This is a genomic window from Solibaculum intestinale, assembly GCF_040096205.1.
Lineage (GTDB): Bacteria > Bacillota > Clostridia > Oscillospirales > Acutalibacteraceae > Solibaculum_A > Solibaculum_A intestinale.
Window position 1 is genome coordinate 1 of record NZ_JBBMFD010000013.1, and the last position, 14,832, is coordinate 14,832.

General features: G+C 56.3%; 14 protein-coding genes. 7 read left to right on the forward strand and 7 right to left on the reverse strand.

From position 1 onward, the window contains the following. The 3 genes from WMO26_RS08305 to WMO26_RS08315 all read left to right on the forward strand — a co-directional run. Positions 1 to 296: AbrB/MazE/SpoVT family DNA-binding domain-containing protein (locus tag WMO26_RS08305; protein ID WP_349219547.1), on the forward strand; the 296-nt coding region annotated here is incomplete at its 5' end. Between the two features lie 373 nt (positions 297 to 669). Continuing rightward, on the forward strand, positions 670 to 1,011 hold the full coding sequence (locus WMO26_RS08310) for a hypothetical protein (protein WP_349219549.1): 342 nt from the start codon (positions 670 to 672) through the stop codon (positions 1,009 to 1,011). Between the two features lie 93 nt (positions 1,012 to 1,104). Next, positions 1,105 to 2,001 carry a tyrosine-type recombinase/integrase gene (locus WMO26_RS08315; RefSeq protein ID WP_349219551.1) on the forward strand — a complete coding sequence of 299 codons (897 nt, stop codon included), beginning with the start codon at positions 1,105 to 1,107 and terminating at the stop codon, positions 1,999 to 2,001. Positions 2,002 to 2,359: 358 nt separating this feature from the next. Here WMO26_RS08315 and WMO26_RS08320 read toward each other — a convergent pair whose 3' ends face one another. The 3 genes from WMO26_RS08320 to WMO26_RS08330 form a co-directional block, all read right to left on the reverse strand. Then, positions 2,360 to 2,881 carry a helix-turn-helix domain-containing protein gene (locus WMO26_RS08320; RefSeq protein WP_349219552.1) on the reverse strand — a complete coding sequence of 174 codons (522 nt, stop codon included), beginning with the start codon at positions 2,879 to 2,881 and terminating at the stop codon, positions 2,360 to 2,362. Between the two features lie 68 nt (positions 2,882 to 2,949). Further along, positions 2,950 to 3,297, reverse strand: coding sequence for a sigma-70 family RNA polymerase sigma factor (locus WMO26_RS08325; RefSeq protein WP_349219554.1), 348 nt, complete (start codon positions 3,295 to 3,297; stop codon positions 2,950 to 2,952). 123 nt (positions 3,298 to 3,420) lie between these two features. Beyond that, positions 3,421 to 3,747: a BofC C-terminal domain-containing protein gene (locus WMO26_RS08330; protein ID WP_349219555.1), complete on the reverse strand. Its 327-nt coding sequence runs from the start codon at positions 3,745 to 3,747 to the stop codon at positions 3,421 to 3,423. A 255-nt stretch (positions 3,748 to 4,002) separates the two neighbouring features. Between WMO26_RS08330 and WMO26_RS08335 the strand changes: the two genes are divergently transcribed. Then, complete coding sequence (locus WMO26_RS08335) at positions 4,003 to 6,360, forward strand: transglycosylase domain-containing protein (protein WP_349219557.1); 2,358 nt, start codon at positions 4,003 to 4,005, stop codon at positions 6,358 to 6,360. Positions 6,361 to 6,598: 238 nt separating this feature from the next. Here WMO26_RS08335 and WMO26_RS08340 read toward each other — a convergent pair whose 3' ends face one another. From WMO26_RS08340 to WMO26_RS08355, 4 genes are all read right to left on the reverse strand, one after another. Next, positions 6,599 to 7,804, reverse strand: coding sequence for an aspartate kinase (locus WMO26_RS08340; RefSeq protein WP_349219558.1), 1,206 nt, complete (start codon positions 7,802 to 7,804; stop codon positions 6,599 to 6,601). Positions 7,805 to 7,894: 90 nt separating this feature from the next. Then, entirely contained in the window at positions 7,895 to 8,800 is a 906-nt protein-coding gene (gene thrB, locus WMO26_RS08345; RefSeq protein ID WP_349219559.1) for a homoserine kinase, read from the reverse strand. 19 nt (positions 8,801 to 8,819) lie between these two features. After that, positions 8,820 to 10,064 (reverse strand): homoserine dehydrogenase, encoded by a 1,245-nt coding sequence (locus tag WMO26_RS08350; protein ID WP_349219560.1) that lies wholly within the window; start codon positions 10,062 to 10,064, stop codon positions 8,820 to 8,822. A gap of 36 nt (positions 10,065 to 10,100) precedes the next feature. Continuing rightward, on the reverse strand, positions 10,101 to 10,553 hold the full coding sequence (locus tag WMO26_RS08355; protein ID WP_349219561.1) for an ACT domain-containing protein: 453 nt from the start codon (positions 10,551 to 10,553) through the stop codon (positions 10,101 to 10,103). A 345-nt stretch (positions 10,554 to 10,898) separates the two neighbouring features. Between WMO26_RS08355 and ytvI the strand changes: the two genes are divergently transcribed. Genes ytvI through WMO26_RS08370 form a run of 3 tightly spaced genes read left to right on the forward strand, consistent with a single transcriptional unit; the run spans position 10,899 to position 14,823 of the window. Then, a complete protein-coding gene (ytvI, locus tag WMO26_RS08360) occupies positions 10,899 to 11,984 on the forward strand; it encodes a sporulation integral membrane protein YtvI (RefSeq protein WP_349219562.1) in 1,086 nt (361 codons plus the stop codon). 11 nt (positions 11,985 to 11,995) lie between these two features. Beyond that, positions 11,996 to 13,237 carry a BaiN/RdsA family NAD(P)/FAD-dependent oxidoreductase gene (locus tag WMO26_RS08365; protein WP_349219563.1) on the forward strand — a complete coding sequence of 414 codons (1,242 nt, stop codon included), beginning with the start codon at positions 11,996 to 11,998 and terminating at the stop codon, positions 13,235 to 13,237. Further along, positions 13,234 to 14,823, forward strand: coding sequence for an NAD(P)/FAD-dependent oxidoreductase (locus WMO26_RS08370; protein ID WP_349219564.1), 1,590 nt, complete (start codon positions 13,234 to 13,236; stop codon positions 14,821 to 14,823). The genes WMO26_RS08365 and WMO26_RS08370 overlap by 4 nt, the downstream gene beginning before the upstream one ends. Positions 14,824 to 14,832 lie beyond the last annotated feature (9 nt).

Sequence of the window (14,832 nt, forward strand, 5' to 3'; positions counted from 1 at the left end):
CCCGGCCATTTGGCCGGGCGCAATCAACTGGGAGGATGGAGAAGATGAAAGCGACGGGGGTTGTCCGCAAGCTTGACAAGCTCGGTCGGATCGTGCTGCCGAAGGAGCTGCGCGATTCCATGAACATTCAGGCAGATGATCACATGGAAATCTTCATGGAGGATGACGGTAGCATCATCCTGCGTAAATATGCGCCCTTCTGTGCGGCCTGCGGGAGCATGGAGGAGGTCGAGACATTTGGGGAAACCAGGCTGTGCAAGGCGTGTGTGAAACTGATTAAACACAATAATTTGTGATAACGCCTCTTGACAATCGCAATATATTGCGATATTATATATTTGTAATCGATATCTGTGCGCTCTCCGGTTTGGAGAATGCAGGCCCACGCGGCTTGCATAGCATACGTTTGTTTGAAGTTTGTACGTAAGTGAATTTTTTATTCACGAGTTAATTTTGCACGTGTCGTGGCCTTTTTGGGGTATGCGATTGATTTTGACAGAATGGACACGGGGGACTCCTCCAATTTTACAAAGGATTTATAATTAGGGCCAACGGCCGCAAAGCAGTTCGAAGGAATTTGTTTTGCGGCCTTTTTGCGTCTCAAACGGATCACGATGTTGTATCGGGAAAAGCCAGCCTGGTACGCATATAAAGAAGGAATGGTTAGAAATGAATCGGATTCGGATAATTAGGATATTTACCCGCCCGCAAGCAAAGGAGGCGGGAAAGTTAAAACAAGAAATCCTTTGCAGAAGAGGTTTGGCAACCTTCTTCGGACCGGTAGAGGCGGTACCGGTTATCTTACTCAAGGCTTGTTCTCCGTCCGGACAGGCCGCAGAGCGCCCGCATGTGCAGCCGGACTTCTCCGGAAATTTGCCGAATGGCAAAACGGCGCTTGCCGCTTGGGAAAACCAAGGCTTTTCAAAGCCTGATCTGCGGCTTCTTACTAAACAAATATCAAGTTGCTTCCTGTCAGAGACAGAAGGGAAAAAGACTGGATTCACGGCTTAAAATCAGGGCTTTTTTGGTTTTATGCTCAGAAAATTACCGGAAACCTTCCGTCGTGCTAATGGGGAAGCTGCGCCAATCGGCGGAAAGGAACGTATGAAAACCAATCTTTATCAGAATTTACTCGTACAGGCAAACAAGCTTTATCGGCATAACCGGCAGGGGAGCTATCGCACCCGGCAGCGGTATTACGAGGCGTACCAGCGCTTTTTACGCTTTGCGGCGAAAGAATTCCACTTGGAAAAGCTCAGCAACTGTTCGGGAAAGCATCTGTCCGCCTATGTGGAGGACATGCAAAAAAGAGGGCTGTCTGCCTCGACCATAAAAACCGATCTGGCCGCCATCCGGTTCTGGCATGACCAAATTCCTAACGCTCACTATGTGTTGCCGGGCAATGAGGAATTTGAACTGGAACGCCGCCAATTCGGGAAGATGGATCGGAGATGGACCGATCAGGAGCTTGAAGCGATGCTGTCCTTATGCCTGGAAGAAGGGCAGGAAGACTACTGGGGCAGTCTGATCCTCGCGCGGTACGCAGGACTGCGGCTCCACGAAGTGCTGCGGATCGACACGGCCATAGCCCGCGCCGCCTTAAAAACCGGATTTCTTACCATCAAAGGAAAGGGCGGGAAAATCCGAAACGTACCGATCTGCGAGCCGGTTCGGGAAGCGCTATCAAAGGCACTCAAGAAAACACCGTCGGGACAGAAACTATTCGTGTCCAAAGAGACCCCGACCCACGAAAGAAAGGCCGCGATCCAAAACTTCATTCGCGCCCATCGCGGACAGGTGCAGAAGGACGGCGACAGGCTGCCTATCACCTTCCATGGCCTGCGGCACACCTACGCGGCCGAACAATATGAGAAGGAAATGAAAGACGGAACAGAAGGCACGCTTGGCGGTTTCCAGGCTCTTGGGCCACGAACGGGAAGATGTCACCCGCGTGTATCTGGGAAGTGCGCAGAAGGTGCAACGAACGCCCAAACTGGTTGACGGACAAAAGGAGCGGGAGGAAAAAGGGACCCATGAGGATGCTGCGGACGGGAATAAAAAAACATCCGGACACATAGGATTGTAGTATCCCGATCAGAAGGGGGTGGGGGTATCGAGATCCGGGTCCATATTCCAAACACCCAGGAGGATGAAAAAGCGCTGAGGGAAAAGGTGGCGCTGGTCTATGCCCAAGCGGTTCTTTACACGCTCGAAAAGACGCCTTGCCCCAAAGAACAAAAGCTGGAATTGCTGAAGGCCGTTTCAAAACAGACGAAAAGCAACATTCTCCGATAGGGATACATAGTGGGCGGCTGATCATCCAGCCGCCCACTTCTTTGAGAGAAAACCAGTGGATACCTTATATAATACGAAGGAGCATTTCCCATGTCTCCTTTCGCATTCGAACCCTGCCGCTCTCCCATTTCCTTACGGTGCCCGCCTGTACGCCCAACCGCTTGCCGAATTCTTGTTGGCTCAAACCCAGGCGCTCGCGCATGTTGCGAACCTGCTCGCCCTGATTCATTAAAAACCGGTTATAGTCGTCGAGCAGCAGTTCTATGTCCACCTCCAGCAGCGCGGCGATCCGGCGAAGCTTGTCCAAAGGATAGCGTTCGTGACTCGGATTCTCATAATGAAGATAGGTACTCTTAGGAATCCCTGCCCAGGCGGCTACCTGCCGCTGAAGCAGGGATTTTTGATACCGGTAGTACCGCAGCTTCTCCGCAGTGAAAGTGAGGAGAGAATCGTCAAAATAAAAAGCGCGAAACCGTTCGGCCGCCAAGGAATGGGAGGGGGAAAAGGGGAAATGAAGAAGCACCAAGGGCGCATAGCGAATACCGGTCGCGCAGTGCAGGGCCATGAGAATGATTGGTCCGCTCACCTGGCGTAATGGACGCCAGATTTGCGCAGAGGGAGCCTTCCTTGCAAGATTGCCACACATGGAAGCCGCTATGGTAGAATAGCATTTTCAATGCATTTGGCTGCGTAAGTAGCGAGACGGCAGTTTTTCGCCCCGTTGAAGGTGTTTACCGCCTTGATCAGGCCGATGGTGCCGATGGAAATCAGATCGTCCTGATCCTTGGCGTTGGAGTAATATTTTTTGATGATATGGGCAACCAGGCGCAGATTATGTTCAATGAGCTTGTTGCGTGCTTCCAGATCGCCGTTGTGGAATTTGTCCAAACATTCCCGCTCCTCGGCGGCGGACAAAGGACGGGGAAAGGACCCGGCGTGGGTCACGTGCAGGGCAAAATAAATGAGGTTTGAAAAGATGGTGAACAAGAGGCTGGAAAACATGCTCGACCACTCCTCCTTCAAAGAGGTGTATTAAGGGCATGTTTTGAAAATTCAGCGCCGAGCATTTTCAAAACACGCCCTTAATGAGAGTATATGTCGTTTGGAAGGGAAATGTGCCAGTCCTCAACTGGTATAATCTTCGAGTATGGTTTGCAGCTCCTGGGTGGAGTAGGCGGTAATGCCTCTTCGCAGGAGGGCCTGGTCGGTTTCCGGAAGCTCGCTTATGAGCACATCCTCGTAAAGCTCCACCGGCCGGTCGTTCCCGTCCTGGAACACCGCCAGCTTTCCTTCGTATACCCCCACCGTCCAGGTGCTCGCTACGGCAGACGGATGATCGGCCTGGGAAACGGTCAGAGGCGGCTTTGTGGTGGCGGAAATCGCGGACGCGGCGCCGATGACGATGACGCAGACCGCCGTGACCAGCAGCAATATTTTCATCTTTTTATCCATCGTGATCCCTCCGTTGACGTCCAAAATGAACTGGACCGCCGAGAAGTTTGCAGCCATATGCTTTTGCTCGGTGTTATTCTTGCCCGATTCGGTCCATACTATGCGGGAACAGGAAATTTGTTACAAAGTCAGCGGCAAAACGGCGGGAATCCGGGAGATGGGGGAGAAATGCAAGAATGGGCAGAATTCAAATTATTGCCTTTCTTTCTGAAATAGATTATGCTATAATACCCTGACAAGGAGGCGAATAGTTGCATGAAGCAGAAAAAACCTGTGACCGGCAAGGAAAAAGACGAAGCGGCCAAGCGCCGCGAACGTCAATTAAAAAAATCCCTTCATATTGCCGGCGAGGTCTTCTCCAGTATTTTCAAGGTACTGCTCAGCGTTGTCCTCGTCATTATGATCACGACCACGATCGTCGGCGGCGCGATGGCCATTTATGTGGTCAAGGCAGTGGACCGTACGACGAACATCGACCTGGACCGGCTTACTCTAGACTATACGAGCTTTTTGTATGAACAAGATCCCCTGACGGGAGAATGGTTGGAGGCGGCTCAATACTACCATTCGGAAAACCGCATTTGGGTGGACTTCGACCAGATCCCGGAGTATATGAAGGATGCGGCCATCGCCATTGAGGATAAACGCTTTTATGAGCACAAGGGGGTGGACTGGAAGCGCAGCATCAGCGCCACCATCAACTCCTTCGTTCCCATCTACGGCAACCGCCAGGGCGGTTCCACCATCACCCAGCAGCTGATCAAGAACCTCACCGACGACGACGACGTGAGCTTTACCCGTAAGCTGCGGGAGATCATGCGCGCGTTGGAATTTGAAAAGCACAATTCCAAGGATAAGATTCTCGGTGCCTACTTAAACACCATTGCGCTGGGAAGCGGCTGCAACGGCGTGCAGGCGGCGGCGCATAAGTATTTCGATAAGGACGTGGGCCAGCTCAACTTGGCGGAGTGCGCGGCCATCATCGGAATCACCAAGTATCCCACCAAGTACAATCCTTTTATCAACCCCGAATACAACAAGGAGCGCCAGGAAACGGTGCTGCAGGCCATGTACGAGCAGGGGAAGATTTCGAAAGCGGAATACGATGAGGCGGTGGCTTATCCGCTGGAGTTTGCTACACAAAACATTGTCAGCCAGGAGACCATTGAAAACGACGTGGCCGGCTGGTATCAGGACATGGTGTTTGAGGACGTGGTCAACGACCTGCAGGAAAAGCTGGGCTATGAGGAAAAGTACGCCAAGAATCTGATGGTCACCGGCGGCCTGCGTATCTATTCCGCAGTGGACCGAGATATCCAAGCCCAGGTGGAAAATATTTATCAGAACGCGGACAATTTCCCAAAGATCAGCACCAGCGCCATCCAGCCCCAGGCGGCGCTGATCGTGATGGATTACGAGGGTCGTATCGTGGGGGTAGCGGGCGCCACGGGGAAGAAGACCCAGAGCCGCGCCTTTAACCGGGCGACGATGGCGTACCGGCAGACTGGTTCGAGTATCAAGCCGCTTACGGTATATTCCCCCGGCATTGAGCTCGATAAGATCACCTATTCCACCCTATACGACGATACGCCTCCCTTTAAGCTTAGAGGCGAGCCCTGGCCTAACAACTATTCGGGCACCTATACCAATGATCCCACCACCATTGCCAAGGGCCTGGAGCGGTCTCTCAATACCATCGCGGCTGGCGTAGTGAAGGACTTGGGATATAACACATGCTTTGACTTTGCAAAGGAACGGTATCATCTAGAAAATCTGATCGACGAGCCCAAAGACGAGACCGAGAAGTCCGACCGGGACGTGGGTTCCATGGCCCTGGGCGGCGTCAACGGCCTGACTCTGCGGGAAATGACCGCGGCCTTTGCCACCTTTGGAAACGGCGGTCTTTATTACGAGCCGTATTCCTACTATAAGGTGGAGGACAACAACGGAAACGTCCTGCTGGAGAACTCGCCCACTCCTGACCGGGCCATCAGCTCGGATACGGCATGGGTGATGAATCGGATGATGACCCAAGTCATTGATGGCTCCCAGGGCACCGCCAGGGCAGCACGCTTCCGCAGCGGCATTGAGCTTTTTGCGAAGACCGGTACCGCCGGCAACGACACTCTCGGCTCTACCGACGCCTGGCTCATCGGCGGGTCCCCCTATTACGTGACGGGCAGCTGGTACGGGTTCGACCGGATGAAGGACATTACGCCGGTGGTCACAACCGGTGCGGTAACCGGCTGGAAGATGGTTATGGCCATGATCCATAAGCATCTGGATAACGCGTCGTTTGACCCGGACCCGAATGTGGTGACGCGGACGTACTGCATGGACAGCGGACTGCTGGCAGGTTCCGGCTGCTCTCATACCGCAACAGGGTATTATAAAAAGAGCAACATCCCGACGACCTGTGACGGCAGGCATGGGGGCAGCGGAGGAGAAGAGCCGCCGGTTACTTCCTCTAGCTCCCCGTCTTCGTCGTCTAGTCCGTCTTCGAGCTCTTCGAACTCATCCTCTTCGAGTTCATCCAGCTCCTCTTCATCCAGTTCCTCTTCCAGCTCATCCAGTTCCTCAGTGAATTCGGAGGACGAGGATGCAGTAGGTTAATAGAAATGAAAAAAGCGCCCGGTATCTTTGATACCGGGCGCTTTTTGTTTTGTAAGCAGATATGCGCCAAAGAAAGGGAAGACACAGACGGCTGATGAAGAAATGGGCGATGGAAAGTTATCGCCTGCAGGCAAACGGGAAGAGGAAGGCGCCATATAAGGATAAACGTCGGTTTTGAAACAAAAAATTCCCGGCTGCGAAAGAATTTCACAGCCGGGAGCAAGATGCAAGAGGGCCATTAACCAAAGAACTTACTGTGCACCGCGCTGACCGCCCGGTCCGCGTCTTCCTGGGCGATGAGCACGGAAATTTTGATTTCACTGGTGGAAATCATTTGAATGTTGATGTTCGCATCAAAAAGCGCCTCGAACATTTTCGCCGCCACGCCCGGATGGGTTTCCATCCCCGCGCCCACGATGGAGACCTTGGAAACGGTTTCGTCGTGGGTAATGCTGGAGGCGTGCATGACTGTGGGGTTGGTCTTAAGCGCCTCCACCGCCTGCTTGACCTGGCTCTGGGGAACGGTAAAGGCAATATCCTTGGTGTTGTTGCGTCCCACCGATTGCAGAATAATGTCCACATTGATCTTTTCGCCGGCCAGCTGGGAGAAGATTTTAAACGCAATGCCGGGTTCGTCCGGCACCCCGATAATCGAAATCCGGGCTACATCGTTGTCCTTTGCTACCCCTTTGATCAGCATTTGTTCCACCTTGACTGCCTCCTTTACCTTTGTACCGGGTACGCGCTCCAAGCTGGAGAGCACCTCGAGATCCACATTGTATTTCTTCGCCATTTCCACCGAACGGTTGTGAAGCACCTGGGCGCCCAAAGTCGCCAGTTCCAGCATTTCGTCGTAGGTGATTTCCTCGAGCTTTTTGGCGCCGGGTACCTTACGCGGATCGGCGGTGTAAACCCCGTCCACATCGGTGTAAATCTGGCAGCACTTGGCGTGCATCGCCGCGGCAATGGCCACTGCGCTGGTATCCGAGCCGCCCCGGCCCAGGGTACTTACGTCGTCAAACCGGTTGAGGCCCTGGAAGCCCGCCACCACGACGATCTTTTTCTTATCCAACTCCTTGGTCAGACGGCCGGTGTCGATGCGCTTGATGCGCGCAGCGCTGTGGTTGGAGTCGGTAAGAAACCCAGCCTGCCAGCCCAACAGCGAAACCACCGGGCAGCCCATCTTTTCGATAGCCATGGCCAGCAGTGCGATGGAGATTTGTTCCCCGGCGGCTAGCAGCATATCCCGTTCCCGCTTGGAAGCGTCGGGGTTGATTTCGTTGGCCTTTTCGATCAGGTCATCGGTGGTGTCGCCCTGGGCGGAGACCACCACCACCACGTCGTTGCCCGCCTTGTAGGTATCGGTGACAATGCGCGCGACGTTTTGGATGCGTTCGGCGTCCTTGACTGAGGTACCGCCGAATTTTTGCACGATCAGACTCATGAAGTTCCCTCCAGAAAGTTTAGTAGAGGCACGTGAATGTATCACAAAAGCCGGTCCGGATTTCCAGACGCTTTTTTGACAAAATTGGCTTTAAAAAGGGCCGTCTTCCGACAGAATTTGTGCGCCGTTTTGGTCGCAGTCGAGCAAGACCGCCTGCCAGCCGGAGATGCCCTGTTCCAAAAGGCCCTGCTGCATACGGACGGCAAAGGAATTGTCCTCCCCGTCCACAATGGCCACCAAGGTGGGGCCCGCGCCGCTGAGATATACCCCGAAGGCGCCTTCCAGGTAGGCCAGGTCGAACACCTCCTTGGAATGAGGGATGAGCCCTAAGCGGGTGGGCTGGTGAATCCGGTCCTCACAGGCGACTTTGAGCACTTCCCGGTCCCCCGAGAACATGGCCGCCGTCATCAGTGCAGCCCTCGACAGGTTAAAAACCACGTCCGTTCTGGAAAAGGTCCCCGGCAGGATGGAGCGGGCAAAGGATGTTTTCATCTCGAAAGCAGGGATCAGAGCGGCAAAGCGCATGGTCTTGGAAACCGGGACACTGATGGAATGAACCTGGCCTCCCTCAATGACCGAGGTGACCAAACCTCCCGCGATGGCGGGAGCGATGTTGTCCGGATGGCCCTCGATGTGAGCAGCCAGGGAGATGATGTCCCGCTTTTGCATGGGGTCCCCCAAAAGCCGGTTTGCCCCCAAAAGCCCCGCCACAATACAGGCCGAGCTGCTTCCAAGGCCGCGGGTCATGGGAATGCGATTTCGCTGGCGGATTTTTAATCCCGGCAGTCTTTTACCACAGATTTCGTAAAGCTGGCGGACGTTTTCATAGATCATGTTGTCTTCCCCGGCGGGAACGGCCACGTCGTCGAGAGACTGGATGTCCACCGTGTCCCATTCCTCCAGGTAGACCTCGTTATAGAGGGTCAGCGCCAGGCCCAGAGCGTCAAAGCCGGGGCCTAGGTTTGCGCTGGTAGCGGGAACGCTTACCTTGAGCATAAAACACCTACTCCCGCTTTTAATAATCGCACAGGCGGATCATGCCCAGCACCTGAGCACCCTGTTTCTTGAGGACATCGAGCTTGCTTCTCAGTTCACCTTCCGGTCCCTCACCAGTGACAAAGGCCAGCTCATCATCCGGCGCGCCCGGGCGGCTTAAGCGCTGCACCTCGCCGAACTCTTCTCGGATGGCCGCCAGGGTTTCCATAGGTTTCTGAGCCGACAGGCGTACGTAGAACCGGGTGGGAACCTCCAGATAATCGGCAATGTACCCCTCCGCCTTATCCTCCCAGAAGAGGAGCTTGCGGCGGTTTACATGCTTGGCGCAGTCGATCACGTCGGCCACCACCGCAGAAGCGGTGGGCAGCTTTCCGGCGCCCCGGCCGTAGAACACCACGTCTCCAATGGCGTCGCCTCGTACCAGGATGGCGTTAAACACGTCCTCCACCCCGGCGAGCTGACCGGAGCGTTCCACGATGGCGGGGGATACCATCACCGACAGACGGCCGTCGTCGAGCTTCTTGACCCGGCCAAGGAGCTTGACCACGCCGCCGTAATTGGAGGCATATTCCACGTCCTCCAGCGTAATCTTGGTAATGCCCTCGGTATGGACCTGGTTGGGATACACATGCTTTCCAAAGGCGAGCGAGGCAAGAATGCAGATTTTGCGGCAGGCGTCCGCCCCTTCAATGTCGGCAGAGGGGTCCCGCTCGGCATAGCCGAGCTTTTGGGCCAGCGCCAGCGCATCGTCGAAGCTCATCTGTTCATGGATCATCTTGGAAAGGATGAAGTTGGTGGTGCCGTTCAAAATGCCGGCGATTTCGTAGACCTCGTTGGCCGCCAAGCACTGGTTTAACGGCCGGATGATCGGAATGCCGCCGCCCACGCTTGCTTCAAAGAGGAAGTTTACATTCTTGTCCTTTGCGATGCGAAGAAGCTCAGCGCCCTTTTCCGCCACCAGCTCCTTGTTGGAGGTGGCGACGCTTTTGCCCGCAAGCAGGCAGGCCTTTACGAAATCATACGCGGGATGAAGCCCGCCCATGCATTCCACCACTACCTTGACCGCGGGGTCCTTTTCGATGATGGAAAAGTCTTTTACAAACCGGTCGTGAAGGGGGGAATCGGGAAATTCACGCAGGTCGAGCACATATTTGATGTTGATTTCCTCGCCTGCTTTTTTCGCAATGCTGTCGTGGTTTTTGAGCAAAACCTCCACCACGCCGGAACCTACCGTTCCATGTCCCATGACTGCCACGTTGATCATGCTGCACCATCCTATCTGTTTCGTTGTGCGTTTCGGTTACTGGCTGACATTGCCGGAAATGTTCTCAATGCTCTGCACCCCGTCCAGCGCCTGGATGGAGCCGAGCAGCTCCTCCAGCGACCCCTTCATTCCATCGGTGCTCGCGGAGATGGAGACCGGCGCCGCGCCGGACACGGGAATGTTCTGATTGAGGGTGAGAATGTTCGCGCCCGCCTGGTAGAAGGCGGCGATGACCGGGGCGAGCACCCCGGGCCGGTCCTGCAAAATCAGGTGCAGGGTGATGATCCGGTTGCCCTCCCGTTCATTATAAGGGAAAACCGCGTCCTTGTACTTATAAAAGGCGCTGCGGGAAATGCCGGCCATCCGCGCCGCTTGGGCGGCGGATTTGGCGGCGCCGCATGCGAGAAGTTCCTTTGCCTGCATCACAAGCCGGAACACCTCGGGCAATGCGTCGGCTTCCACCACAAAATAACGCTGGGCGTCTGTCATTGTCGTCCACCACCTGAATACGATTGTCCGTATGCTGTATACTATAACACGATTGGGCGTCCGTTTCAAGAGCAATCGGCATTTTTCGCGGGAAAAAGGAGAGAAGAAGCGGAAAAGAAGCTGGATAATTTTGTGCAAAGAGGCCCTTGTCCAAAAAAATACGCGGGTTTTCGTTGTACCAGGCCGCCTTTCCCGGTATAATAGTTAAAAAGCGGAAAAGCTTTGGCTTCCCCGGCCGAGGCGGGCGGCTTTTGCAGGGCCAAGAAGGGGAAAAGCCTTCGTACATCCCAGTTGCTCAAAAAAGCGGCTGTGTTTTGGCCGCTCCCATTTGAAAGGAGAATATCATTGCAACTGCAAAGGATTGAGAGACGCCGGGCGTTTCTCATCAACGTAGCGTACATTGCGATCCTTATAGCCATTGCGTTTTTAGCCATCAAGTATCTGATCCTTTGGATCATGCCGTTTGTCATCGGGTTTGGGGTGGCGTTCGTCTTGCAGCGCCCTATTGTCTGGCTGAGTGAGAAAACCCGGATGAACCGAAGGCTGGCGGCGGTGCTGCTGGTGTTTGTGACCATGGCGGTGCTGGTGACGGTGCTGCTGGTGGTAGGGTACCAGGTGTACGCGGAGCTTTTAAGCCTGCTTCGTAAGCTGCCGGAGATGGTGCAGTCTGCTTTTCCTTCCATCACCAAAGGAATCGAAGAGGCTTTTTCCGGCCTGACGAGCACCCTTTCGCCCGACGCGGCCGAACAGCTGGCGTCCATGCTGGAAGGAGCGGCCGGTTCGCTCCAGTCCCAGCTTATTTCCCTGTCCGGCTCCATGCTTTCCTGGCTGGGACACGGGGTAACCCAGCTGCCAAGCTTTCTGATTTCCCTGCTGGTGACCATCATCGCCACCTTTTTTTTGAGCATGGATTACCGCAGGGTGGTGGACTTTATCCGCCGCCAGATACCGGAAAGGCACCAGGCCCTGGTCACCACCATCAAGGAAACCTTCGTATCCACCATCCTCAAGGTGCTGCGGGCCTATCTGATCATTATGACCATCACCTTTGTAGAGCTGTCGCTTCTCCTTACCTTCTGGGTGCAGGTGGATTATGCGGTTATCCTGGCGGGCGTCATTGCGCTGGTGGACATTCTTCCCATACTGGGTTGCGGTACGGTACTCATTCCCTGGGCAGTGGTGGCCGCAATTATGGGAGACTGGATGCTGGCGATCAAAATCGCCACTTCCTACGGCGTCATCACCATCATCCGAAACGTCATCGAGCCGAAGATCGTGGGCCAGCAGATCGGCCTGCACCCGCTGGTCACCCTCTTTTGTATGTACTTCGGCTTGCAGGTGCTGGGCGTGCTAGGGATGTTTTTGGTACCGGTCACGGTGATTTTACTAAAGAAAGTGCAGGATTCCGGGCAGATAAAGATCTGGAAATAGGAGGCGAAAGAATGAAGCCTGCGGTTGCAATTGTGGGCGGCGGCGCGGCCGGGCTCTTTGCGGCGGTGACGGCGGCAAGGGCGGGCGCTAAGGTAACGGTGCTCGAAAAGGCGGACCGGGTGGGCCGCAAGCTGCTGGCCACAGGAAACGGCCGGTGCAACCTGACCAATCTTAGGGCCTCGGCCGCTGATTACCATACCGACTGCCCCGCCGCGGTCAAAGCAGTGCTTGAGCAGCTGCCCCCGGCCCAGGCGGTCGCCCGGTTTGAACAAATGGGGCTTCTCTGCCGCGAGGAGGAAGAGGGCCGGGTGTATCCGTACAGCGCCCAGGCTGCCGCGGTACTCGACCGGCTGCGTTTTGCCTGCGCCCACCTGGGAGTGGAGACGGAAAGCGGGTTTTTGGTGCAGTCTATGGAAAAAAGCAAGGGCGGGTTCCTGCTGACGGACGAAACCGGCCGCCGGGTTCGGGCCGGCCGGGTGCTGCTGGCGGCGGGAGGTGCCGCCGCGCCGCAGCTCGGCGGGTCTTCCGACGGCTGCCGGCTGCTCGAGCGCTTTGGGCACACCGTTGCCCCATTGACCCCGGCGCTTACGCCGGTAAAAACCGATCCTGCCCGAGTAAAGCCGCTCAAAGGGGTACGGGTACGGGCGGCGGTGACTTTGCTTGTAGACGGCAAGCCGGGCCCGCGGGAGCTGGGCGAGGTACAGTTTACCGAGCAGGGCCTCTCCGGAATCGCGGTCATGCAGCTTTCCGGCCGCATCGGGGCGGACACGAAGGGAAAACATGCCTTCGCTCTTTCCCTGGACCTGATGCCCGACTTTACCCGCGAAGAGGTGCGCCGGCTGCTGACCGGCCGGCTTTCCTACGCAGGGGAAGAACCGGTCTCGGATTTTATGATCGGTCTGCTTCCCAAACGAGTGGGGCAGATGGCGGCGAAGGAGGCGGGGGCCTGCTTATCTCAACCTGCGGGTAGTCTGCCTGGGGGAGTGTGGGACAAGCTGGCACGAACGCTCAAGGATTGGCGCTTTGAGGCAAAGGGAACCCTGTCCTGGCCTCAAGCACAGGTGATGGCAGGAGGCGCGCGGCTTTGTGAATTTGATCCGTATACCCTGCAGTCAAACCGGGTGGTGGGTCTTTATGCGGCGGGGGAGGTCCTGAATGTGGACGGCCCCTGCGGCGGATACAATCTCCAGTGGGCCTGGGCATCCGGTTTTGCGGCCGGGCGCGGGGCGGCAACGGAAGGGAATCGAACATGATACGCATTGCAGATATCAAATTGATGCCTGGAAAGCCGGAAAGCGCCTTAAAGGGTAAGGCGGCCCGGCTTCTTGGCGTGCAGGAGAAAGACATTCAGTCCTGGCGGGTGGTCAAACGCTCGGTGGATGCCCGCAAGCGCGACCAGGTGCACTTGGTTTACACCATCGACGTTTCCTTGGGTGAACAGGAGGACGCGGTTTTTGCCCGCCAAAGGGAAGGCAAGCTTTCCAGGCCGAAGGAAACCGCGTATGTTTTGCCCAAGCCGGCCAGGCAGCCGGAGCACCGGCCCGTCGTGGTAGGAGCGGGTCCTGCTGGCTTATTCGCCGCGCTGGCGCTGGCGAAGGCAGGGCTAAAACCGGTTTTACTGGAGCGAGGCAAGCCGGTAGAGGAGCGGCAAAGGGATGTTTCTCGGCTGCAAAAGGACGGCGTTCTAAACCCTCAGAGCAACATCCAGTTCGGCGAAGGGGGGGCCGGCACCTTCTCCGACGGGAAGCTGACCACCGGCATCAAGGACCCCCGGTGCGCCGAAGTGCTGCGGTGCTTGGTGAAGGCGGGGGCCCCTGAGGAGATTTTATATCGTGCAAAGCCTCACATCGGCACCGATCTGCTCATCACCGTAGTGCGACGCCTGCGGGAGGAAATCATCACGCTGGGCGGCCAGGTCCGGTTTGAAACCAAACTGACCGGGATTGGGACGCGGCAGGGGCGGCTATGTTCCGTAACGGTGGAAGGCGGGGAAGAAATCCCGGCGGCCACGCTGATCCTCGCCATCGGCCACAGCGCCCGGGATACCTTCTCCATGCTCTACGAAAAAGGTTTCTCCATGGAGCAGAAGGCTTTTTCGGTGGGGGTGCGCATCGAGCACCTTCAAAAAGAGCTGAACCGCTGCCAATACCAGTCCGACGAGCTTGCGAAGGTGTTAGGTGCGGCGGACTATAAGCTGTCGGTCCACTTGCCGTCGGGCAGAGGCGTCTATACCTTTTGCATGTGTCCGGGAGGCGAGGTGGTGGCAGCGGCCACCGAGGAAGGCGGCGTCTGCGTCAACGGCATGAGCCAATACCGCCGGGACGGCGTCAATGCAAACGCGGCGGTGCTGGTGGGAGTGGGGCCGGAGGACTTTGGCAGCGCCCATCCGCTGGCAGGCGTGGCCTTCCAACGAAAGCTGGAAGCGGACGCCTACCGTTTGGGCGGAGGAGGATACCGGGCGCCGGCCCAGCTTGCGGGGGATTTTCTAAAAGGAATCCCGTCCGAAAAACTAGGACATGTGACTCCCAGCTATCTTCCCGGCGTGACCCTGTGTGACTTGCGCGAATGCCTGCCGGATTTCGTTTGCGATTCCATCCGGCTGGCTTTGCCGCTGTTTGCAAGAAAGCTGCCGGTCTTTGCGGACCCGCAGGCGGTGATGACCGGCGTGGAGACGAGAAGTTCTTCCCCGGTGCGTATCCGGCGGGACCCGTCGCTGCAATGCGAAGGCGTGAAGGGCGTGTACCCCTGCGGCGAAGGAGCCGGGTATGCGGGCGGCATCATGTCCGCGGCGGTGGACGGCCTTCGCTGCGCCGAAGCGGTGATCGAAGGGCTGGCATAGCAAACGGCG

Coding starts and splice junctions, on each gene's coding strand:
- WMO26_RS08325 (WP_349219554.1), bottom strand. CDS start 3,297: ATGTTTTCCAGCCTCTTGTTCACCATCTTTTCAAACCTCATTTATTTT.
- WMO26_RS08365 (WP_349219563.1), top strand. CDS start 11,996: ATGAAGCCTGCGGTTGCAATTGTGGGCGGCGGCGCGGCCGGGCTCTTT.
- WMO26_RS08335 (WP_349219557.1), top strand. CDS start 4,003: ATGAAGCAGAAAAAACCTGTGACCGGCAAGGAAAAAGACGAAGCGGCC.
- WMO26_RS08370 (WP_349219564.1), top strand. CDS start 13,234: ATGATACGCATTGCAGATATCAAATTGATGCCTGGAAAGCCGGAAAGC.
- WMO26_RS08340 (WP_349219558.1), bottom strand. CDS start 7,804: ATGAGTCTGATCGTGCAAAAATTCGGCGGTACCTCAGTCAAGGACGCC.
- WMO26_RS08355 (WP_349219561.1), bottom strand. CDS start 10,553: ATGACAGACGCCCAGCGTTATTTTGTGGTGGAAGCCGACGCATTGCCC.
- WMO26_RS08350 (WP_349219560.1), bottom strand. CDS start 10,064: ATGATCAACGTGGCAGTCATGGGACATGGAACGGTAGGTTCCGGCGTG.
- WMO26_RS08310 (WP_349219549.1), top strand. CDS start 670: ATGAATCGGATTCGGATAATTAGGATATTTACCCGCCCGCAAGCAAAG.
- WMO26_RS08315 (WP_349219551.1), top strand. CDS start 1,105: ATGAAAACCAATCTTTATCAGAATTTACTCGTACAGGCAAACAAGCTT.
- thrB (WP_349219559.1), bottom strand. CDS start 8,800: ATGCTCAAGGTAAGCGTTCCCGCTACCAGCGCAAACCTAGGCCCCGGC.
- WMO26_RS08330 (WP_349219555.1), bottom strand. CDS start 3,747: ATGGATAAAAAGATGAAAATATTGCTGCTGGTCACGGCGGTCTGCGTC.